The 20,734-nt window shown below is 71.6% G+C and carries 19 protein-coding genes; 14 read left to right on the top strand and 5 right to left on the bottom strand.

The window, feature by feature from the left end:
• The 4 genes from ACFY3V_RS03175 (at window position 1) to ACFY3V_RS03160 (ending at window position 4,505) form a co-directional block, all read left to right on the top strand.
• Window positions 1-348 (top strand): TIGR04076 family protein, encoded by a 348-nt coding sequence (locus ACFY3V_RS03175; RefSeq protein ID WP_362902567.1) that lies wholly within the window; start codon window positions 1-3, stop codon window positions 346-348.
• 140 nt (window positions 349-488) lie between these two features.
• Window positions 489-1,520, top strand: coding sequence for an LLM class flavin-dependent oxidoreductase (locus ACFY3V_RS03170; RefSeq protein WP_362902565.1), 1,032 nt, complete (start codon window positions 489-491; stop codon window positions 1,518-1,520).
• Window positions 1,521-1,671: 151 nt separating this feature from the next.
• Window positions 1,672-3,174 (top strand): kynureninase, encoded by a 1,503-nt coding sequence (gene kynU / locus ACFY3V_RS03165; RefSeq protein WP_362902563.1) that lies wholly within the window; start codon window positions 1,672-1,674, stop codon window positions 3,172-3,174.
• Window positions 3,171-4,505, top strand: coding sequence for an FAD-dependent oxidoreductase (locus ACFY3V_RS03160; protein WP_389769429.1), 1,335 nt, complete (start codon window positions 3,171-3,173; stop codon window positions 4,503-4,505). Before kynU ends, ACFY3V_RS03160 begins: the two co-directional genes overlap by 4 nt.
• 24 nt (window positions 4,506-4,529) lie before the next feature.
• Here ACFY3V_RS03160 and ACFY3V_RS03155 read toward each other — a convergent pair whose 3' ends face one another.
• Window positions 4,530-5,159 (bottom strand): cupin domain-containing protein, encoded by a 630-nt coding sequence (locus tag ACFY3V_RS03155; protein WP_350947333.1) that lies wholly within the window; start codon window positions 5,157-5,159, stop codon window positions 4,530-4,532.
• A gap of 95 nt (window positions 5,160-5,254) precedes the next feature.
• Between ACFY3V_RS03155 and ACFY3V_RS03150 the strand changes: the two genes are divergently transcribed.
• Window positions 5,255-6,472 carry a damage-control phosphatase ARMT1 family protein gene (locus ACFY3V_RS03150; RefSeq protein ID WP_389769426.1) on the top strand — a complete coding sequence of 406 codons (1,218 nt, stop codon included), beginning with the start codon at window positions 5,255-5,257 and terminating at the stop codon, window positions 6,470-6,472.
• Between the two features lie 9 nt (window positions 6,473-6,481).
• Here the strand turns inward: ACFY3V_RS03150 and ACFY3V_RS03145 are convergent, their stop codons facing one another.
• The 3 genes from ACFY3V_RS03145 to ACFY3V_RS03135 form a co-directional block, all read right to left on the bottom strand.
• A complete protein-coding gene (locus tag ACFY3V_RS03145) occupies window positions 6,482-7,147 on the bottom strand; it encodes an AIM24 family protein (RefSeq protein WP_362902557.1) in 666 nt (221 codons plus the stop codon).
• A gap of 104 nt (window positions 7,148-7,251) precedes the next feature.
• The gene (locus ACFY3V_RS03140; RefSeq protein WP_350947336.1) at window positions 7,252-7,911 is read right to left on the bottom strand and encodes a DUF47 family protein; all 660 of its coding nucleotides are present in this window, start codon (window positions 7,909-7,911) and stop codon (window positions 7,252-7,254) included.
• On the bottom strand, window positions 7,908-8,888 hold the full coding sequence (locus tag ACFY3V_RS03135; protein WP_362902555.1) for an inorganic phosphate transporter: 981 nt from the start codon (window positions 8,886-8,888) through the stop codon (window positions 7,908-7,910). Before ACFY3V_RS03135 ends, ACFY3V_RS03140 begins: the two co-directional genes overlap by 4 nt.
• Window positions 8,889-9,335: 447 nt before the next feature.
• Here ACFY3V_RS03135 and ACFY3V_RS03130 point away from each other — a divergent pair, with 447 nt between their 5' ends.
• From ACFY3V_RS03130 to ACFY3V_RS03110, 5 genes are all read left to right on the top strand, one after another.
• A complete protein-coding gene (locus ACFY3V_RS03130) occupies window positions 9,336-10,082 on the top strand; it encodes a RibD family protein (protein ID WP_389769421.1) in 747 nt (248 codons plus the stop codon).
• 25 nt (window positions 10,083-10,107) lie between these two features.
• The gene (locus ACFY3V_RS03125) at window positions 10,108-10,551 is read left to right on the top strand and encodes a deaminase (protein ID WP_350947339.1); all 444 of its coding nucleotides are present in this window, start codon (window positions 10,108-10,110) and stop codon (window positions 10,549-10,551) included.
• Window positions 10,552-10,987: 436 nt separating this feature from the next.
• The gene (locus tag ACFY3V_RS03120) at window positions 10,988-12,214 is read left to right on the top strand and encodes a glycosyltransferase family 9 protein (protein ID WP_389769416.1); all 1,227 of its coding nucleotides are present in this window, start codon (window positions 10,988-10,990) and stop codon (window positions 12,212-12,214) included.
• Between the two features lie 34 nt (window positions 12,215-12,248).
• A complete protein-coding gene (locus tag ACFY3V_RS03115) occupies window positions 12,249-13,280 on the top strand; it encodes a glycosyltransferase family 9 protein (RefSeq protein ID WP_362902549.1) in 1,032 nt (343 codons plus the stop codon).
• Window positions 13,277-14,242 (top strand): UDP-glucuronic acid decarboxylase family protein, encoded by a 966-nt coding sequence (locus tag ACFY3V_RS03110; RefSeq protein ID WP_389769412.1) that lies wholly within the window; start codon window positions 13,277-13,279, stop codon window positions 14,240-14,242. The genes ACFY3V_RS03115 and ACFY3V_RS03110 overlap by 4 nt, the downstream gene beginning before the upstream one ends.
• 170 nt (window positions 14,243-14,412) lie before the next feature.
• Here the strand turns inward: ACFY3V_RS03110 and ACFY3V_RS03105 are convergent, their stop codons facing one another.
• Window positions 14,413-15,600, bottom strand: coding sequence for an ROK family protein (locus ACFY3V_RS03105; protein WP_362902546.1), 1,188 nt, complete (start codon window positions 15,598-15,600; stop codon window positions 14,413-14,415).
• A 286-nt stretch (window positions 15,601-15,886) separates the two neighbouring features.
• Between ACFY3V_RS03105 and ACFY3V_RS03100 the strand changes: the two genes are divergently transcribed.
• From ACFY3V_RS03100 to ACFY3V_RS03085, 4 genes are all read left to right on the top strand, one after another.
• Window positions 15,887-17,359: a sugar ABC transporter ATP-binding protein gene (locus tag ACFY3V_RS03100; RefSeq protein WP_389769408.1), complete on the top strand. Its 1,473-nt coding sequence runs from the start codon at window positions 15,887-15,889 to the stop codon at window positions 17,357-17,359.
• The gene (locus tag ACFY3V_RS03095; protein ID WP_362902542.1) at window positions 17,356-18,399 is read left to right on the top strand and encodes an ABC transporter permease; all 1,044 of its coding nucleotides are present in this window, start codon (window positions 17,356-17,358) and stop codon (window positions 18,397-18,399) included. Before ACFY3V_RS03100 ends, ACFY3V_RS03095 begins: the two co-directional genes overlap by 4 nt.
• Complete coding sequence (locus ACFY3V_RS03090; RefSeq protein WP_362925783.1) at window positions 18,396-19,334, top strand: ABC transporter permease; 939 nt, start codon at window positions 18,396-18,398, stop codon at window positions 19,332-19,334. The genes ACFY3V_RS03095 and ACFY3V_RS03090 overlap by 4 nt, the downstream gene beginning before the upstream one ends.
• 73 nt (window positions 19,335-19,407) lie before the next feature.
• Window positions 19,408-20,574, top strand: a complete 1,167-nt coding sequence (locus tag ACFY3V_RS03085; protein WP_389770219.1) for a substrate-binding domain-containing protein — start codon at window positions 19,408-19,410, stop codon at window positions 20,572-20,574.
• The last annotated feature ends 160 nt before the right edge of the window (window positions 20,575-20,734 follow it).

Below are 20,734 nucleotides of genomic sequence, written 5' to 3'. Positions count from 1 at the left end.
GTGAACGACATCAGTGGGAACAGCGGGGACGAGCAGGGCGACATGGAGCTGTACGACCTGCGGGTGGTGGTCGACCGCATCGAGGGCAGGTCCGTCTGCGGGATGGAGGTGGGCGACTGCTTCACCCTGGAGAACAGCGCCCACCTGCGGCTCCCCGACGGCGAGCACTTCTGCGTCTACGCGCTCGCCTCGGTGCTGCCGTTCCTCGCCGCCAAGCAGCGCGACCTCGCCGAGGGCGACTGGCTGGAGCGAGACACCCTGTTCACCTGCCCCGACCCGGAGGAGCGGCTGGTGATGCGGGTCGAGCGGACCGGGCGCCGCCGGATGAACTCCGCCGACCTGACCTGAGCCGACCTGACCTGAGAAGGACCCGCGATGACCGGCGTTCCGGAGGCATCCCCGAGGACCGCCGTGATCACGCGGCGATCCGCGACGACCGCAGACTGTGAGGAATCCGTGACGACCGCCACCGGGCAGGAGAGCCCCCGATGACCGCCGCCGAGATCGGCCTCGGCCTGCAGAGCGACAAGCGGGCCGGTGACTACGCGCGGCTCGCGCGCCGCGCCGAGGAGCACGGCTTCGACGTGCTGAGCGTGTTCGGCGACCTGATGTACCAGCCGCCGATCTTCCCCCTGCTGGAGATGGCCGCCGCCACCGGGCGGGTGCGGCTCGGCGCGGCCTGTCTCAACCCCTACTCCACGGCACCGTACGAGATCGCCGGGCAGCTCGCCGCCCTCGACCTCGCCTCGCACGGCCGCGCCTACCTCGGGCTGGCACGCGGCACCTGGCTCGGCGCGGTGGGCATCGCCCAGCCCAGGCCGCTCACCGCGCTGGCGGAGGCGGCGGAGGTGGTCTACCGGCTGCTCGCCGGTGACACCGGAGGGTACGAGGGGGAGATGTTCCGCCTCGCGCCGGGCACCGGGCTGCGCTACCCCGTACACCGGCCCCGGCCGCCGCTGCTGCTCGGCACGTGGGGGCCGAGGGGGGCGGCGCTGGCCGGACGGATCGCCGACGAGATCAAGGTGGGCGGCAGCGCGAACCCGGCGATGGTCGGGGTGATCCGCGAGCGGGTCGCGGCCGGGGCGGTGGCGGCCGGGCGCGATCCCGGCGCGATCGGGGTCGTCCTGGGCGCGGTGACCGTGGTGGACACCGACGGCGCCGCGGCCCGCGCCAAGGCGCGCGGCGAGGTCGCGATGTACCTCGCGGTGGTCGCCGACCTCGATCCGACCGTGGAGATCCCCGCCGACCTGCTCGACAGGGTGAAGACGTTGGTCGGGGAGGGCAGGGACACCGAGGCGGGGCGCCTCATCCCCGACGACCTGCTCGACCTGTTCGCCTTCTCCGGCACCCCCGAGCAGGTCGCCGCGCAGGCCCAGGCCCTCATCGACGCCGGCGCGCACCGGGTGGAGTTCGGCACCCCGCACGGTCTCAGCGATGACCGGGGCGTGGAGCTGCTCGGAGCCGAGGTGCTGCCGCTGCTGGACCGATCCCCCGCGGCGCGGGGCGGTGGCCCGGTGTGAGGCGCGACACCCTCCGGTGACGCTCCGTCATCTTGAAACCGGATGCCCCGAGAACCTTCCGTCCGGAAAGCGCACGGCCCGAATCGTCTCACTCTCCTGATTTTCACCTCAGTTCAGTATGGGTGAACATAAGAGAGGAGAAGGAGATGATGTGACGAGTGAACGCGCCGGGGGTCCGGCAACGGAGATGTCGGGCGTGACGGTCGAGGAGACCGGGGGCCTCGGCGATCCGCATGACACCGGCGGTGACGTGGACCGCACCTCGCACCGTGACCTGGGCGGACACGAAGGATCCGGTGGCCGTGGCGGCCTTGGGCAGGGCGGTCTGCCCGGTGAGCGGGAGGCGCTCGCCGCCGACGCCGAGTCCGCGCGACAGGCCGAGGCCGCCGGAAGGCCGGTGTGCCGCCGCGCGGAGTTCCTCGTCCCGCCCGCCCCCGCGACCTCCCGGCACCCCGAGCTCGCCTACTTCGCCGGCAACTCGCTCGGCCTTCAGCCCCGCGCCGCCCGCGCCGCGATCTCCGCCGAGCTGGACGACTGGGCCCTGCACGCGGTCGAGGGCCACCACCGCGCGGCGCACCCCTGGCTGCCTTACCACGCGGAGCTGCGCGAGGACGCTGCGGCGCTCGTGGGCGCGTTCCCCGACGAGACCGTGGTGATGAACTCCCTCACGGTCAACCTGCACCTGATGATGGCGACCTTCTACCGCCCGGCCGGTGAGCGCACCCGCATCGTGATCGAGGACCACGCCTTCTCCTCCGACAGTTACGCGGTGCGCAGCCAGGCCGTGCACCACGGCCTCGACCCCGACGAGACGGTGGTCCGGCTGCGCCCCCGCGAGGGCGAGGACTGCCTGCGCACCGCCGACATCGTGGACTACCTGGCCCGCGAGGGGCACCGGGTGGCGCTCGTGCTGCTGGGCGGGGTCAACTACCTGACCGGCGAGTTCCTCGACATCCCCGCCGTCACCGCGGCCGGGCACGCGGCCGGGTGCCGCGTCGGCTGGGACCTCGCGCACGCCGCGGGGAACGTGCCGCTCGCGCTGCACGACTGGGACGTGGACTTCGCGGCCTGGTGCTCGTACAAATACCTCAACTCGGGGCCCGGCGCCGTCGCCGGATGCTTCGTGCACCGGCGTCACGTGACCGATCCCACGCTGCCCCGGCTCGCCGGATGGTGGAGCACCGAGGAGGCGACCCGCTTCGAGATGCGGCCCGAGCTCGTCCCGGTACCCACCGCCGACGCCTGGCAGATCTCCAACCCGCCGATCCTCGCGATGGCCCCGGTGCGGGTCTCGCTGCGGATGTTCGCCGAGACGGGGATGGCGGCGCTGAGGGAGCGGAGCCTGGCGCTCACCGGCTACCTGGAACGGCTGCTCGCCGAGGTGGTCCGCGACCGCCCGCTGGAGATCGTCACGCCCGCCGACCCGGCCAGGCGCGGAGCCCAGCTCTCCCTGCGGGTGACCGGCGGCGTCCCCGGCGCCGACGGCGCTCTCGATGCCGCGGCTCTCGCCGACCGGCTGCACGAGGTCCACGGCGTCCTCGCCGACGTGCGGCGCCCCGACGTCATCCGGCTCGCCCCCGTGCCCCTGTACTCCACGTTCCACGACTGCTGGCGGGCCGCCGACGCGCTCGCCAGGGAGGTGAGCCCGAGATGAGGTCCCCCGGCGAGGTCGCCGTGGTCGGCGCGGGGCTGGTCGGCTGCCTGACGGCCTGTTACCTGGCCCGCCGAGGCTACGAGGTCACCCTGTACGAGCGCAGGCCCGACCCGCGCGAGGCCACGCCTGAGCGCGGGCGCTCGATCAACCTGGCGATCTCCGAACGGGGGATCGACGCGCTGCGCCGGATCGGGCTGGACGAGGCCGTGCTGAAGGCCGCGCTGCCGATGCCCGGCCGGATGATGCACGCCCCCGACGGCACGCTCAGCTTCCAGCCCTACAGCGCGGGAGGGCAGCGGGCGATCAACTCCATCAGCCGCTCCGAGCTCAACCGCACCCTGCTGGACGCCGCCCTCGGCATGCCGGGGGTCCGCGCGCTCTTCGAGCACCGGCTGACCGGACTCGACGTCGACTCGGGCCGGATGGACTTCGACACGCCTGGCGGTCCCGTCACCCGCACCGCCCAGGTCGTGCTCGCCGCCGACGGCGCCTACAGCGCGGTACGGGGACGGCTGCAGTTCCTGCCCGGCTTCGACTTCAGCCAGGAGTATCTCGACTACGGCTACAAGGAGCTGACGATCCCGGCGCGCGACGGCGGGTTCGCCCTCGACCCGGGCGCGCTGCACATCTGGCCGCGCGGCAAGGCGATGATGATCGCTCTGCCCAACCCGGACAGGTCCTTCACGTGCACGCTGTTCTGGCCCAAGTCGGGGCCGGGCAGCTTCGCCGAACTGGACACCGCGGAGCGCTTCGAGGAGTTCTTCGCCGCGAACTACGCCGACGCCCACGCCCTCATGCCCGACCTCGCCGACGACTACGCCCACAACCCGATCGGGCACCTGGTCACCATGCGGGCCCGCCCCTGGCACGTACGCGGCACAGGGGGAGCGGCGGTCGGCCTGCTCGGAGACGCGGCCCACGCGATCGTCCCCTTCTACGGCCAGGGCGCGAACTGCGGCTTCGAGGACTGCGTGGAGCTCGACCGCTGCCTGGAGGAGGCCGGCGACGACTTCCCCAGGGCCCTCGCCATGTACGGGGCCCGGCGCAAGGAGCACGCCGACACCATCGCCGAGCTCGCGCTGGAGAACTTCGTCGAGATGCGCGACAAGGTCGCCTCTCGGTCCTTCCTGCTGCGCAAACGCGTCGAGCACGGCCTGGAACGGCTGCTGCCCGGCGTCTACGTCTCCCGCTACGAGCTCGTCTCGTTCAGCACGGTGCCCTACGCCGAGATCCAGCGGCGCATCTCCCGCCAGCGCGGGGCGGTCGCCGCCGGGGCGCTCGGCGCGCTGGCCGCGATCGCACTGGCCACCCGCGCCCTGCGCCGCCGCTGACCGTCTTCGCGCCCGGGGGAGGGGTCAGAACAGCCGGGGGGTCACCACGGACACGACCGTGGTGACCCGGTCGGTGTCGTTGAACATGCTGTGCGGGACGGTCGACCTCAGGTGGACGCTGTCGCCCGGGTACAGCCGGTGCTCGACGCCGTCGACCTCGTACAGCAGCTCGCCCTCCAGCACGAAGGCGAACTCCTCCCCGGCGTGACCGTAGGAGTTCTCGCGTTTGCCGCCGGGCGCGATGTGCACCAGCAGCGGTTCGAGCACCAGGTTCGGGCCCCTCGCCGAGAGCATGCGGTAGGTCTGCTGGCCCGAGATGTATTCGGTGGCGGCCGTCGCCGAGCGGGTGAGCGTGAAGTGGCTCGGCAGATGGGAGACCGGGGCGCGCGTCTCCTGTGTCTCCTCCTCGGGCGGCACGTCGTTGAAGAACTCCGCCACGCTGCGGTCGAGCGCGGTGGCCACGCTGTTGAGCGCGGTCAGGCCGATGGAGGAGATCCCCCTCTCGACCTGCGAGAGGAACCCGATCGAGAGCCCGGAGTGGGTGGCGAGACCGCGTAGGGTCAGACCGCGCTCCTTACGGAACTGCCGCATCCGGGCTCCGACGGCGTCGTGGCGGTCCAGCTCCTCACCGCTGTGACGCTCCGATGTGCCCACCCGCGGCTCCCTCCGTCAAGCGGCGTGGCCGCCTGTTCGCTCTAGCTAAACATATTTCATAACAAGAGTCGTCGCGCGTCAAAAAGGAGTCGGAAATGGCAGACGGTGATGCCCGGCAGCGGGCCGCAGGGCCCTGGGCGCCGCAGGATCCGCAGGTGTTCCTGAGCGACGTCCCCGGTTCCTATCCGTGGCGCGTTCTTCATGAACGGCACCCCGCCCTGATCGAGAAGGTCCGCACCGCCACGCCGTACGACCTCGGGGTGAACCGGGCACTCGACCTGCTGCTGGAGGAGATCGAGGGGGTGATCGAGCCGCTTGAGGAGTCCGCGCACGACCGTGACCTGTGGGAGAGCTGGGACCGGGGCCATGTCGGGCGGCGGTGGGACGACGCGCCGTTCCTGTGGGCGGAGAGTTACTTCTACCGCAGGCTGCTGTCCGCGGTCGGCTACTTCGGGCCGGGCCCGTGGCGAGGCGTCGACCCGTTCGAGCCCTTCAAGCAGGCCGAGCTGCTCGGCGAGGCCGTCGACGAGGAGCTCGGCGAGCTCGACGCCCTGGCCGAACTGCCCTCCGCCGAGCGGGCCCAGGCGCTCGTTCTGCGGGCGCTGTGGGGGAACCGGGCCGACCTGGTGTTCCGGGTCGCGGCCGGCCCCGAGCTCGCCGGGCGGGAGTCCGGGCTCCTCGCCGACGACAGCGCGCTCCTGTGGTCACTCGTCGACGGCGGGGAGGCCGGTCGCGGAGGGCTCACGAGGATCTGCCTCGTCGCGGACAACGCCGGGAGCGAGCTGCTGCCCGACCTCGTCCTCATCGACCACCTGCTGCACACCAGGGGAGCGGAGGAGGTCGTCCTGCACGTCAAGCCCCTGCCGTACTACCTGTCCGACGCCACCCCCGCCGACGTCCTGGCCTGCCTGCGCCGGATGGCCGCCGCCGGCGGCGAGGCGGGAGAGGTGGCGGGGCGGCTGCGGGCGGCGCTCGGGTCGGGGAGGCTGCTCCTGCGGGCGTACGCCTTCTCCTGCGCGCCCCTGCCCTACCATGAGATGCCTTTCGGCATGCGGGAGGACTTCGCGTCCGCATCACTAACGATCATGAAGGGTGACCTGAACTACCGCCGCCTCGTCGGAGACAGGGCCTGGCCGCACACCACCCCGTTCGCCGAGGCCACCGCGTACTTCCCAGGCCCGGTCGTGGCGCTGCGCACCCTGAAGTCCGAGGTCGCCGTCGGCCTGGACGGTGACGTGGTCACGTCGCTGGAGGCCACGGGCGGTCCCTGGCTGACCACCGGTGCCCACGGCCTCATCCAGGCCAGGGCGTGAGCGGCCGGGTCAGCCGGAGCTGGGGATGATCGGGCCCTCGCTCGCCTGGACGAGGACGAAGCCCTCACCCCTGAACGCGAGCTGCAGAGCCTCGCCGCTGCCTCGCCCGATCAGGGCCCCCGCCTTCATCGTGCGGTTGACCCCCACGTGCAACCCCGCGCTCCAGCACACCGCGGACTGGCCGTCGGCGAAGGTCGGCGCCTGGGAGGTGTCGAGGAGCACGGGGGCGCCGTGCGCGGTGACCGCCACCCAGCCGGTGCCCTTGAGCGTGGTGTTGAACAGGCCGCCGGTGGCGACGCCCGCGCCCTGGACGCGTTGGATGTCCCAGGTGAGTTGCGGGTCGAAGGCGAGCAGGTTGGTGCCGTTGACGGTGAGCGCCTCGTCCTCCAGGTAGAACAGGTGCACGTCGGTGGCGTTGTCGGCGAAGAAGATCACGCCCTGCCCGCGGACGCGCATCAGCGGTGCGCCCTCCCCGCTCACCATCTTCTTCAGGAAGCGGCCGACGCTCCCCGCGCCCTCGTAGTCGAAGTCCATCTGTCCCTGGAAGGCGACCATCGATCCCTGCCGTGCCAGGACCTCTCCGTTCAGCCGCACCCGCAGCATCTTGGCGTTCTGCAGGGCGAAGTGGCCGGGGAACCGGTCCTGGTCAAGGTTTCCGAAGAACGAGCTGCGCACGGGAGATGCCTCTCAGCGTCGGGGACGTCGCATGGTGAACGGTCGCATGAGATTGACGAATCCGGCCGCGCGGGAGTTCCCTTCGGCGATTCCTCGGCGGCTCCTCAGTGGCTCCGTTTGAGCATCGCGTCCGCGAGCGCGTCGGCGGCCTCGCCGAGCCGGCGGCCCACCGCGTCGAGCCGCGAGAGCAGCTCGCGCCTGCGCAGGGTGTCCATGGTCAGCCGCTCGGCGAACAACTCGGCGAGCCGGGCCTGGTAGAGCTGGCGGACGCGACTGCACGCCTTGCGGGTGGCGAGCACGGCCCCGGTGACCGAGGCCGGGTCGTCGATCATCTTCAGTACGGCGCCCTCCAGCTCGTCGAGACCGTCGATCACCGCCCGCAGCGGCTCGACCGCGAACCGCACGTCCTGTGGCCCGAACAGGTCGATCTCGCGCACACAGTCGCGTAGCTGGTCCAGCACGTCGTCGATCGAACGGGAGAGCCTGAACAGGTCCTCCCTGTCGAGAGGGGTCGCCAGCACCCGCCGCAGGATCCGTACCAGCCGGGCTCTGGCCTCGTCCCCCTCGTGCTCCACGTCGGCCATCCGGGCCCGCGCCTTCGACCGTTCGATCTCGCCGTCCGCGACCGAGAGGGCGAGCACGGCTCCCGCCCGCGCGATGGCGACCTGCTCCCGCACCAGAGAGACGATCCGTCGCCCCGACCGGCCGCGCAGGTCGTCCCAGGCACGCGCGAACCTCCGGGTGCGGCCCTCGGTGCCGCTCACATCAGCCTCAGCGCGAGACCGCCGAGACAGCCCAGCGCCATCGACGACGGCAGCGTGACCAGCCATGCCGTACCCACGTTCACGACGCCCTGCCATCGCACTCTCCTCGTTCCCTCGCTCGTCGCCGCGCCGACCACCCCCGCGGTGATCGACTGGGTCATGCTCACCGGGCTTCCCAGGGCCGAACTGCCGAGGACGGCGCCGGTGGCCGCCGTCTCGGCGGAGACGATGTGCAGCGGGCGGGTGATGACCACCCCGCGGCCCAACCGGCCTCCGACGCGGATCAGGCTCGTCAGGGCACCGGCGAGGAAGAGCGCCACGAGGGCGGCCATCCACACCGGCGGGACCTCGACGGGCCCCACCCCGCCGAGCCCGTGACGGCTCACGCCGATCGCCACGCTCACCACCGCGATCATCTTCTGGCCGTCGTTCACCGCGTACGCCACGCACTGGGCCGAGTAGGCGAGCAGGTGGGTGGTGAACACCAGTCGCGGCATGCGGCGGTAGGACGGCACGTGGTGCGACAGGGCCCCCAGCAGATAGCCCAGGACCAGCCCGGCGAGGGGCGCGCAGGCCCCGATCGCCAGGACGGTGCCCAGTTCCCTCCACGACACGGAGAGCCCGGCGCCGAGTCCCGCGCCGCTGATGCCGCCGATCACCGCGAGGGTGAGGCTGGTCGGCAGGCCCCTGCCGGTCAGCATCGCGACCACCGCCACCGCGATCACCACTCCCACCAGGAACGCCGCCGCGCCGCCGCTCGTCCCGAGCCCGGCCAGCCGCTCGGTGAACGTGCGCGCGACCGCGACCCCCAGGAGGTACGGGACGGCGAAGAGCACGGCCACGAGGAGCACGGTGACCGCCCATCCGGGGGAGCGGGGGAACCTGAGCCCGAGACCGATGATGGTGGCCCCGTCGTTGGCCCCGCTGGCCAGCACGAAGAGGATCGCCACGACGGCGAACGCGAGGGTCCATCCCATCAGCGGTGATACCGCCGTTCGTGCCTCGCGCCCACGCCGCACCGGTCTCCCGGATGCCTCGCCGTCACGCCTCCCCCTCGCCCCCGGGAGCGCGGAGGGCACGGGCGGTGCGGAGGGCGGGGACGGCGAGGGGGTGCGCGCGGCCGGTGCCGCGGAGACGGTGGCGAGTCGGCCTTCCGAGAGGACGGAGGAGACCTGGGGATGGTCCGTGGCCACATCTCGGCGGACTCGCGCGCATTTATGCCCCTTCAATGAGAAAGCTTTAGTTTTAGGTTAACAGAGGGTAAACGAAGGGGGAATTGCCGCTGACGTACAGATGACATCCTGTCTTCGCCGATACGCGACCGGCGGGAAGTGGCCGGGCGGGACGCGCGGAGGCGGACGTCGCCGCGAGCGGGTACGGCGAGGTTGTTACGATCGGCCGGTGCCGAGGCGGGGAGGTGGAGGGTGGGCGAGCGCCCCTACGTGCTGCTGAGCTGCGCGATGTCCGTCGACGGATACATCGACGACGAGACGCCACGACGGCTCCTGCTCTCCAACGACGAGGACTTCGACCGGGTCGACGCGGTCCGCGCCACCTGCGACGCGATCCTGGTCGGAGCCGGCACCGTCCGCCGCGACGATCCGCGGCTCCTCGTCAGGTCGCGGGAGCGCGCGCTGGAGCGGGTCGCGCGCGGCCTGCCGCCGTCTCCCGCGAAGGTGACGCTCACCGCCACCGGAGACCTCGACCCGGGCGCCGCCTTCTTCACGGCCGGTGACGCGGAGAAGATCGTGTACGCCGCGCCGGCGGCGGTGGCGAAGCTCGACGGGCGTCTTGGCGGGGCCGCCGAGGTGGTCGACGCCGGTGCCCCGGGTGCCGACGGCGGCACGGACGGCACAGTCGGCACGATCGGCACGATCGGCACGGGCGGTACGGGCGGCACGGTCGACCTGGGCCGTGTCCTGGGTGACCTGTACGGGCGGGGGGTGCGCCGCCTGATGGTCGAGGGCGGTACCTCCGTGCACACCCGCTTCCTGCGGGAGGATCTCGTGGACGAACTCCACCTCGTCGTCGCCCCGTTCTTCGTCGGTGATCCGGCGGCCCCGCGTTTCGTCGGGGGCGGGGAGTTCCCCCGTGACCGCGATCGCAGAATGGACCTGGCGGAGGTCCGCAAGATGGGCGACGTCACTCTCCTGCGCTACCTGCTGACCTGAGACGCCGTCCATGGGGGAGACCGAGATGAGCGACCGCGAATGGCTGGAGCTGGCGTGCGACCTGGCGCGGTCGTGCCCGCCCTCGGAGACGGCCTTCTCGGTCGGCGCCGTGGTCGTCTCCGCCGACGGTGAGGAGATCTCCCGGGGCTACTCGCGGGAGAACGATCCGCACGTCCACGCGGAGGAGTCGGCGCTGGCCAAGATCTCCCCGGACGATCCCCGGCTGGCCGGCGCCACGGTCTACAGCAGTCTGGAGCCGTGCAGCGCGCGAGCCTCGCGTCCCAGGACCTGCACCCGGCTCATCCTGGACAGCGGCGTGCGGCGCGTGGTGATGGCGTGGCGCGAGCCGCTGGTCTTCGTCGACTGCCACGGGGCCGAGGAACTCGCGGCGGCCGGGGTGACCGTGCTGGAGATTCCCGAGCTGGCGGACCGGGCCCGCGAGCCCAACGCCCACCTCGTTCCCGGCTGAGGGGCTCTTCGCCCGGCTCTCCGGCCGATCGGCTCCTCGCTCGCCGCCTCCCGTGCCTGCCCCCGGGCCGTCTGGGCCGTCTGGGCCGTCCGGGCCGTCCGGGCCGTCCGGGCCGTCCGGGCCGTCCGGGCCGTCCGGGCCGTCCGGGCCGTCCGGGCCGTCCGGGCTCGCGGTGCTTCGTTACCCGGCCGATGGGCCGGGTAATCGCGGTAGTGATTACTTATAGTGATAAAAGTAATTGCATAATCCTCTTAACTGCGCTTATGTACGATTTTTCGGTTTGTGTAGTCGCTCCTCTCGGTAGTCAGTAGATATCGAACGAGAGGCCGAGCGCCATGGGATTTCTCGGTAAAAATGCGACATTTCGTGACTCATTGGCTGTTTTGTTGGTCAATGGGGAGATCACCCACGTCGTGACGCGACCGGGGGAGCGACGGTGACCGGCACCGTTCTCGTCGCCCGCCTGGACAAGGCGGGCGATGTTCTGCTGGCGGGACCCGCGATCCGCGCGGTGGCCGCGAGCGCGCGGGAGGTCGTGCTGCTGACCGGGCCGTACGGCCGGGCCGCCGCCGAACTGCTGCCCGGGGTGTCGAGAGTGGTGGAGTGGCGTACGCCATGGATCGATCCCGTCGCGCCGCCCGTGACCGGCACGCACGTCCTGAGGTTGCTGCGCGTCGTCCGTGACGTGGCTCCCGACCAGGCGCTCATCCTCACCTCGCACCACCGGTCTCCGCTGCCGCTGGCTCTGCTGCTCAGGCTGGCGGACACGCCGAGGATCGCCGCGATCTCCACCGACCATCCGGGCTCGCTGCTCGACGTGTGGCACGTCGTCGACGAGGAGGCGGACACGCCGGAGCCCGAGCGAATGCTCGGGCTGGCCGCGGCGACGGGATTCGAGCTCCCGGCGGGAGACGCGGGCGGCCTCGCCGTACGGCACCCGCTGCCCGATGTCGGCCACCTCACCGGGGCGCCGGGCTACGTGGTCCTGCACCCCGGCGTCTCGGCACCCGCCAGGGCGTGGCCGGAGGAGAACTGGGCGCGCGTGGTCCACGACCTGGTCCGCTCGGGTCGCAGGGTCGTCGTGACCGGCGACCGGGACGAGCGGGGACTCACCGCGCGGATCGCCTCCGGCGCCGGGCAGCACGGCCTGTCGCCGGGGCCCCTCTTCGCGGGCGACTGGATGAGCGAAGGCCCCACCCGCCTGCGCGGCTGGGAGGTGGACGAGCCCGCCTTCACGGCGGGCTGGGTCGACGGTGAGTCGGCCGCGACGGGTGGCCGGGGTCCGAACGGACCCCCGGGTCCGCGTGACGGGCGGCCCGGCGGCCACCCGGGCAGGTCCGTCGTCGACCTGGGCGGCAGGACGACCTACCCCGAGTTCGCCGCGGTGCTCGAAGGAGCGTGCGCGGTGGTCGTCGCCGACGAGGGACCCGCCCACCTCGCGGCGGCGGTCGGCACACCGGTCGTCGGACTGTTCGCCTCCGCCGGGCGCCGGGCGCCGTACGGGGTGCCGGCCGTGCTCCTCGGAGACCGGTGGACGCCCCGCGAGACGACGGGGGCCGCAGCCCGTCCGGTCGTCGGTCACCCGTGTCCGGCGTCGGTGCCGAGCGCGCGGGTCGTCGAGGCGGTCGAACACCTGACGTTTGTGAAAGAGGTCGTCACATGAGGATCGCCCCGACGTTCGCGAAAGAGGTCGTCACATGAGATTCCCCCCGGTACCGGACCATGCGCGTCCCTCTGATGCCGGCAGCGAGACCGGCGGTGACACCGCGAGGCGGAACGTCGCCCCGGAGGACGATCGGCCGGTCATGATCGTGCTGCGCGGGCTGGGACTGGGTGACCTGCTCACCGTCGTCCCCGCCCTGCGGGCTCTGCGGCGATCCCACCCCGGCCACCGGATCGTGCTGGCCGCGCCCGCCGCGCTGGCGCCCCTGGTGCCGTTGATCGGCGGGGTGGACGAGGTGTGCGACGTGTCGGGCCCCGGTCACGTGCCGCGCCTCGGGCGGCGCGTCGACGTCGCCGTCAACCTGTACGGCGGTGGCCGGCGAGGCATCGCCGCGCTGCACCGCACCGGCCCGGCGCGACTGCTGACCTACCGGCATCCCGCCTTCCCCGACGCGTACGGACCGGACTGGCCCGACGGCGTGCACGAGGTGCGGCGCTGGTGCGACCTGCTCGGCTGGTACGGCATCGAGGCCGATCCCGCCGATCTGGAGCTGGAGCGCCCTCTCCTCGCCGACGAGGGCTCGCGGCCGGTCGTCATCCACCCGGGAGCCGCGTACCCGGCCAGGCGCTGGCCGCCGGAGCGGTTCGCGCTCGTGGCCGCGGAACTGCGGGACAACGGGCACCAGGTCGTGGTCACGGGGAGCGAGCGGGAAAGGGACCTCGCCGAACGGGTGGCCCTGCTCGCGGGGCTGCCGTCCACGTCCGTGCTCGCCGGGCGTACCGGGTTGCTCGAACTGGCCGGGCTGGTGGCGAGGGCGCGGCTGGTGATCTGCGGCGACACCGGCGTGGCTCACCTGGCGGCCGCCTTCCTCACCCCCTCCGTGACGCTGTTCGGCCCCGTCTCGCCCGCGCTGTGGGGACCGCCGCCGGCGGGGCCGCACACCGTCCTGTGGGCGGGAGGTCTCGGCGATCCCTACGGGTACCGGCCCGATCCGGGACTGCTGGAGATCGGGGTCTGGGACGTCCTCGACGCCGCCGCGCGCCTGATGGAGGTGGGGGTGCGGTGAACGGACGGCGGGTGGTGGTGACCGGTGGCGCGGGATTCGTCGGGTCACACCTGTGTGAGCGGCTGCTGGGCGAGGGGGCGGAGGTGGTCTGCCTGGACAACTTCCTCACCGGTTCGCCGGCCAACGTCGGGCACCTGGTCGGGTTGCCCGCCTTCCGGCTGGTGGAGTGCGACGTCACGGGTTTCCTGCGGGTGCCCGGGGAGGTGGACCTGGTGTTGCACCTCGCCTCGGCGGCCTCGCCGGTGGACTATCTGCGCCATCCGATCGAGACGTTGAAGGCGGGCAGCCTGGGCACGCTGCACGCGCTGGGACTGGCCAGGAACAAGGGCGCCCGGCTCGTGCTCGCCTCCACCAGCGAGGTCTACGGAGATCCGCTGGAGCATCCGCAGCGCGAGACCTACTGGGGCAACGTCAACCCGGTGGGACCGCGCAGCGTCTACGACGAGGCCAAGCGGTTCGCCGAGGCGCTGACCACCGCGTACCGGACCTGTCACGGCACCGACACCGCGATCGTACGGATCTTCAACACCTACGGGCCGAGGATGCGCCCCTATGACGGCCGGGCCATTCCCACCTTCGTGCGCCAGGCGTTGCGCGGTGAGCCGATCACGGTGGCCGGCGACGGGGGGCAGACCCGGTCGGTGTGCTACGTCGACGACACCGTGGAGGGGATCCTGGCTCTGGCCCGCGGCGAGATGACCGGGCCGGTCAACATCGGCAATCCCACCGAGCTGAGCGTGCTGGCCCTCGCCGAGACGGTCCGTCACCTGACCGGCTCGGAGTCACCGATCCGCTTCGTCGGCCGCCCCGACGACGATCCGCAGATCCGCCGTCCCGACATCTCCCGCGCCGTCTCCGCGCTGGGGTGGCGGCCGAAAATCGACGTCATCGAGGGACTGCGCCGTACCATCGCCTGGTTCGCGCGGGAACTCAGCGCGTCGCAGGAGCTGATCCCCCGCTGAGAGCCCGCCTTTCCGCCGGAGCCGGGGCGGATCGGGAAAGCCCCCTACCCGCCGGGAAGCGGGGCAGGCGGGGTGGATCGCGCCCCTCTGCCCGCCGGGAAATCGCGGCTCCCTACCCGCCGGGAAGCGGGATGGGCGAGGTGGATCGCGAAGGCCGCACCGAGGATCGGTCAGACGGCGGGGACGGCGACGGAGCGGTCGACGCTGCCGGGGGCGAGCACGTGCTCGATGACCATGACGGCGGCGCCGATCACCCCCGCGCGGTCGCCCAGCTCGCTGGCGGTGATCGTCAGGTGCTGGGTGGCGAGGGGCAGCGACCGGCTGTAGATGACCTCGCGAAGCCCGGCGAGCACCTGCTCACCGGCCTCGGAGATGTCGCCGCCGACCACGATCACCGAGGGGTTGAAGAAGTTGACGATCGAGGCGAGCACGTCGCCGACCTCGCGGCCCGCCTGCCGGATGAGCTGCACGGCGTCGGTGTTGCCCGCGCGTACGAGGCGGACCACGTCGCGGCTGTCGTCGGCCTCCACCCCGTCCGCGGACAGCTTGGCGGCCATGGCGGCGCCGCTGGCGACGGCTTCCAGGCAGCCGATGTTGCCGCAGCGGCAGACGGTGTCCAGGGCCGAGGCCACCCGGATGTGCCCGATGTCGCCGGCCGCGCCCTGGGCGCCCCGGTGCAGACGGCGGTCGCTGATGATGCCGCAGCCGATGCCGGTGCCGATCTTGACGAAGATGAGGTGGTCGGCGCTGGGGCGGGCGGCCCAGTGCTCGCCCAACGCCATGATGTTCACGTCGTTGTCGACGAGGACGGGGGCGCCGAGGCGCGAGCCGAGCCACTCGGGAACGGGGAAACCATCCCAGCCGGGCATTATCGGCGGATTGACCGGGCGTCCCGAGCTGTGCTCGACCGGGCCGGGGAGGCCGACGCCGATGCCGCAGATCTCCTCCGGGCGGTGGCCGATCTCGGCGAGCATCTCCTCGAAGGTGCGCTGGAGCCAGCCGAGTGTCTCCTCGGGCCCGCGGTCTATCGGCACCTCGGCCGCGCGCTCGGCGAGGACCGTGGTGCCGAGGTCGGTGACCGCCACCCGGGCGTGGGTGGCGCCGAGGTCGGCGGAGAGGACGACGCGGGCGGTGCGGTTGAACGTGAAGGCGATGGCGGGGCGGCCCCCCGAGGAGATGGCCTCCTCGGTCGGGATGATCCACTGCTGGCTCAGCAACGCGTCGAGACGCTGGGCCAGGGTGGACCTGGCCAGCCCGGTGAGCTGGACCAGTTCGGCCCTCGTTCTGGCCTGACCGTCGCGCAGGATGTTGAGAAGCGCCCCCGCACCGGCGATCGAACCGTTCGCTTCGCTGAACATGCACACAGTCAACACCCCTTGTTTCCGCTGCGTCAAAGCGACTTAGGCGCTCGGCCTGCCTCATTATGCCAAATGGTGACATCCTTTTGCTTGACCATCGCCATAAGAGCGCTTTAGCATCCGGACACATGAAGGAAATCGGCCGGTTACCGACGAATCGATTACCATCCGGTGACGTCGGGACCGGATTTTCGGATGTGTTAGCCCTATCCCTGATATCCCAGGTGTCCCTGGCACCTAAGACGCGTTTTCCCGCCGCCGTATCTCGCGCGGGGACGGTAGCCTCATGATCCTGAGAATGCGTGGCATCGCCAAGAGTTTTCTCGGAGTCCGCGTACTGAGCGGGGTCGATCTGGAGGTCGCCGCCGGGGAGGTACACGCGGTCGTCGGAGAGAACGGCGCGGGAAAGTCCACGCTGATGAAGGTTCTCGCCGGGGTGCACGCCCCTGACGAGGGCAGCGTCGAGATCGACGGCACCGAGGTCTCCTTCGCCCACCCCGTCGAGGCACAGCGCGCCGGGGTGGCGATCATCTACCAGGAGTTCAACCTGCTGCCCGAGCGCAGCGTCGCCGAGAACGTCTTCCTGGGCCGCGAGCCCGTCCGGCGGGGGCTGGTCGACAGGGAGGCGATGGAGACAGCCACCGCCCGGCTGCTCCAGGAACTCGGTGAGACCTCCTTCACCCCCCGTGACCTGGTCCGTCACCTCTCCATCGCCCAGCAGCAGGTCGTGGAGATCGTCAAGGCGCTCTCCCAGGACGCCCGGATCATCGTGATGGACGAGCCCACGGCGGCACTCGCGGATCATGAGGTGGAACTGCTCTACCGGCTGGTGGCCCGCCTGCGGGAGCGGAAGATCGCCGTCCTCTACATCTCCCACCGGCTGCGGGAGGTCTTCGACCTGTCCAACCGGGTGACGGTGCTGAAGGACGGCACGCTGGTCAGGACCGCGGACACCGCCGAGATCACCTCCGACGAGCTGGTCCGGCTGATGGTCGGCCGCGACCTCGGCACCTACTTCCCCGACCGGGGCACGGAACCGGGAGAGGTACGGCTCAGCGTGCGCGGCGGAGGCAACGCCGTGCTCGACGGAATCGACCTCGAACTGCGCGAACGCGAGATCCTCGGCGTGGCCGGCCTGCAGGGGTCGGGCCGCACCGAACTGGCCAAGGCCCTGTTCGGCGCCGAGCCGTTCACGCGCGGCACGATGAGCCCGCTGCGGCCGGCGTCGGTGCGGCAGGCCGTGGCCGCCGGGATCGGCCTGGTGAACGAGGACCGCAAGGCCGAAGGGCTCGCGCTGCGCCAGTCCGTACGGGACAACGCCCTGCTGGTCTCCCGCTCGGTGCGCAGGATCGGCAACGGCGGCAGGATCGGCGGGACCGGCGGGACCGGTGTCCTCGAACTCCTGGAGGCGGTACGGCTCCACCCGCCCCGCCCCGAGCAGGAGGTCCGCTACCTGTCCGGCGGCAACCAGCAGAAGGTCGTGCTGGCCAAGTGGATGACCGTGGCGCCGAAGGTCCTGATCTTCGACGAGCCCACGCGCGGGGTCGACGTGGGTGCCAAGGCCGCCATCCACGACCTGATGCGCGGCCTGGCCGAGGACGGAATGGCGATCATGATGATCTCGTCCGAGCTTCCCGAGCTGATCGGCATGAGCGACCGCGTCGTCGTGATGCGCGACGGCCGCATCGCCGGTGCGCTGCCCGCCGGATCCTCGGAGGAGGCCGTGATGCGCCTGGCCGCCGGTGAGGTGACGTCGTGACCGGCCCTGGCAGGCCCGCGGCGGCGACCGGCACCGCCGCGCCCGCCGCCCCCGTCCCGCAGGAAGGGGAGAGAAGGCGCGCCCTGGCGGGCCGCATCGGCTCGACCCAGGTCATCTACCTCGCCCTGGCCGGGGTCATGCTCGTCGGATGGGTGCTGGTCGCCCTCGACGGGGGCGACTTCCTCACGCTGGAGACCATCGTCGGCATCCAGCAGCGCTCGGCCGCGCTGGGCATCGTCGCGGTGGGTCAGACGCTGGCGATCCTGGTCGGGTCTCTGGACCTGTCGGTGGCGTACCTGATCAGCCTCACCTCCCTCGTCGCGGCCGAGATCATGGCCGGGCAGGACGGCGGGATCGTCCCCGGCGTCGCGGCGGTGCTCGCGGTGAGCGCGCTGATCGGGCTGGTCAACGGCCTGGTCATCACCCGGCTGCACGTCCACGCCTTCATCGCGACCCTCGGAACGGCCCTCATCGTCAAGGGGATCGTGGACCACCTCTACGACGGTCCCGCGGGCAGCGTGCCCGAATCCTTCCAGCGGCTCGGCTACGACAGGATCGGACCGGTCCCCGTCTCCGCGCTGCTGTGGGCCGCCGTCGCGCTCGCCGTCTGGTTCCTGCTGCGCCGCACCAGGCTCGGGTACCGGATCTACGCGGTCGGCGGTGACGAGGAGGTGGCCAGGCTGTCCGGCGTACGGACCGGCAGGATCGTCGTCGCCGCGCACATCCTGTGCTCGGTCTGCGCGGGCGTCGCCGGGCTGCTGCTGGCGAGCAGGCTCGGCGCGGGCGCGCCCACGGTCGGCACCGACGGCGGCTACGACCTGGAGTCGATCGCCGCGGTGGTCCTCGGCGGTACGGCCCTGGCCGGAGGCAGGGGCGGGGTCGCCGGGACGGTCGGCGGGGTGTTGCTGCTCGCCGTGCTCGACAGCGTCTTCAACCAGCTGGAGGTCAACGCGTTCTTCAAGGACGTGGTCCGCGGCCTGGTGATCGTCGTCGCCGTGGCCGTCTACGCCCGCCGCGGCGCGAGGAGGCGATCCCGATGAGAGCCCTCAGGTCCATGGGGCCGATCCTCGCCGTGCTGGCGGTGCTGCTGGTGCTGATCGCGCTGGTGAACCCGTTCTTCCTGGAACCCGCCGGGTTCCTCGCCTTTCTCAAGAGAGCCGCACCGCTGGTCATCCTGGCCGCCGGGCAGTACTTCGTGATCGTCTCGGGGGAGTTCGACCTGTCGGTGGGGTCGCTCGTCACCGTGCAGGTCGTGGTGGCCGCCCGGCTGATCGACGGGCAGGAGCAGGCGACCTGGCCGGTGCTGGCCCTGCTGATCGTGATCGGGCTGCTGGTCGGGCTCGCCAACGGGGCCATCACCACCAAGCTGAGGGTGCCGTCGTTCATCACCACGCTCGGCATGATGCTCGTGCTGTCCGGCGCGGTGTTCCTGTGGACCGGTGGCGCCCCGCGCGGCGCGCTGTCGGAGACGTTCCGGATGTTCGGTCGCAGGGACCTCGGCCCGGTGCCCTGGTCGGTGCTCATTCTTCTCGTCGCGGGCGCCGCGGCGATCCTCCTCATGCGCTCCGACTTCGGCAAGCGGCTCATCGCCACCGGCGACAACGAACGCGCGGCAGGACTGTCCGGGGTGAGGGTCGACCGGACCAGGATCGCCGCCTTCGTCATCTCCGGCCTGGCCGCGGCCGTCGCGGGCATCCTGCTCGGCGGCTTCGCGGGCGTCTCGGCCCAGGTCGGGCAGGGCCTGGAGTTCCAGGCCATCACGGCCGTCGTCCTCGGTGGCGTCGCGCTCGGTGGCGGGCGCGGCTCCGTGGTCGCCGCGATGGCCGGGGCATTCACCCTCGAAGCGCTGTTCACCCTGCTCAACCTGTACGGGATCTCGGGGGCCCTGGAGTTCGCGGTCCAGGGCGTGATCATCATCGCCGCCGTCGCGGCGAGTTCCGTACGGCTTCCGTTCAGGCGCGCCCTACGCGTCTGAACGCCCCCCAGAGAAACAAGGAGAGCCTTCTTTGAACAGATCGATCACGGTGCTCGTCGCGGGTGTCTCCGCGATGTTGCTCGCCGCGGGATGCGCCAGTGACAAGCCGGTGACCTCAAGCGCGGCGCCGGAGAGCTCAGCGGCCGCCCCTTCCACCGCCGCGTCCTCCAACACCGGAGAGCAGTCGAAGTTCTTCGTCCAGGCCGACTACGACGCCCAGCTCGCCATGCGGGCCCAGAGCGCGGAGGGGCCAGCGGACAAGCCGTGGGAGCAGGCCATCGCCCCGGAGATGGTGGACACGGCCAAGTACAAGAAGGACGGTCCCTACAACCTGTGCTTCTCCAACGCGGCGGTGAACAACCCGTGGCGGCAGGTGGGCTGGAAGACCATGCAGGCCGAGGTGGCGCTGCACAAGGAGATCAAGAAGTTCACCGCCCTCGACGCGGAGGGCAAGGACGACAAGCAGATCTCCGACATCGCCGAGCTGGTCGGCAAGGGATGTGACGCTCTGATCGTCTCGCCCAACACCACCGCGACGCTCACCCCCGCGGTGACGGGCGCCTGCCCCAAGGTCCCGGTGATCGTCTTCGACCGAGGCGTGGAGACCGACTGCCCGGTGACGTTCATCAACCCCATCGGCGGTTACGCCTTCGGCGCCGACGGCGCCGAGTTCCTGGTGGAGAAGGTGCCGGCCGGGGGCAAGGTCCTCGCGCTGCGGATCCTGCCGGGCGTCGACGTGCTGGAGACCCGCTGGTCGGCGGCGAAGGTCACCTTCGACCAGAGCCAGCTCGACGTGGTCGGGGTGGAGTTCACCGACGGCGACGCGGCCAAGACCAAGAGCATCGTGAGCGACTACATCCAGCGGCACGGCAAGATCGACGGGGTGTGGATGGACGCGGGCGCGACCGCCGTGGCGGCCGTCGAGGCGTTCGAGGACGCCGGGGTCCCGGTGCCGGCGATCGTCGGCGAGGACCAGCAGGACTTCCTGCAGAAGTGGAAGAGCGGTGGCCTCACGGCCGTCGCACCGACCTACCCCACCTACCAGTGGCGCACCCCGATCATCGCCGCCCTGAAGATCCTCAAGGGTGAAGAGGTGCCCAAGACCTGGAAGCTGCCCCAGCCCAAGATCACTTCCGAGAACCTGGACACCTACCTGCAGCCCAACATGCCGCCGCTGCACTACGCGCTCTGCGGTTGCGAGAAGCTGCCGGACTTCCCCGCCGCCTGGGGCGGTAAGTAAGGCCGATCTCCCCGCGGGCCGGGCGATCCCCCGGCCAGGGCGGTGAGCAAGGCGGATCCACCGGGCTCCGGGCACCGCGAGACGGTGCCCGGAGCCCGGTGCCACGAGGCTCACGAAGGGCCCGCCAGACGAGTCCGCCGACGGGCTCGGAGACATCGAG

Source organism: Streptosporangium sp. NPDC000095 (genome assembly GCF_042899335.1).
Taxonomy (GTDB): domain Bacteria; phylum Actinomycetota; class Actinomycetes; order Streptosporangiales; family Streptosporangiaceae; genus Streptosporangium.
This window is presented reverse-complemented; position numbering and strand designations above follow the sequence as displayed.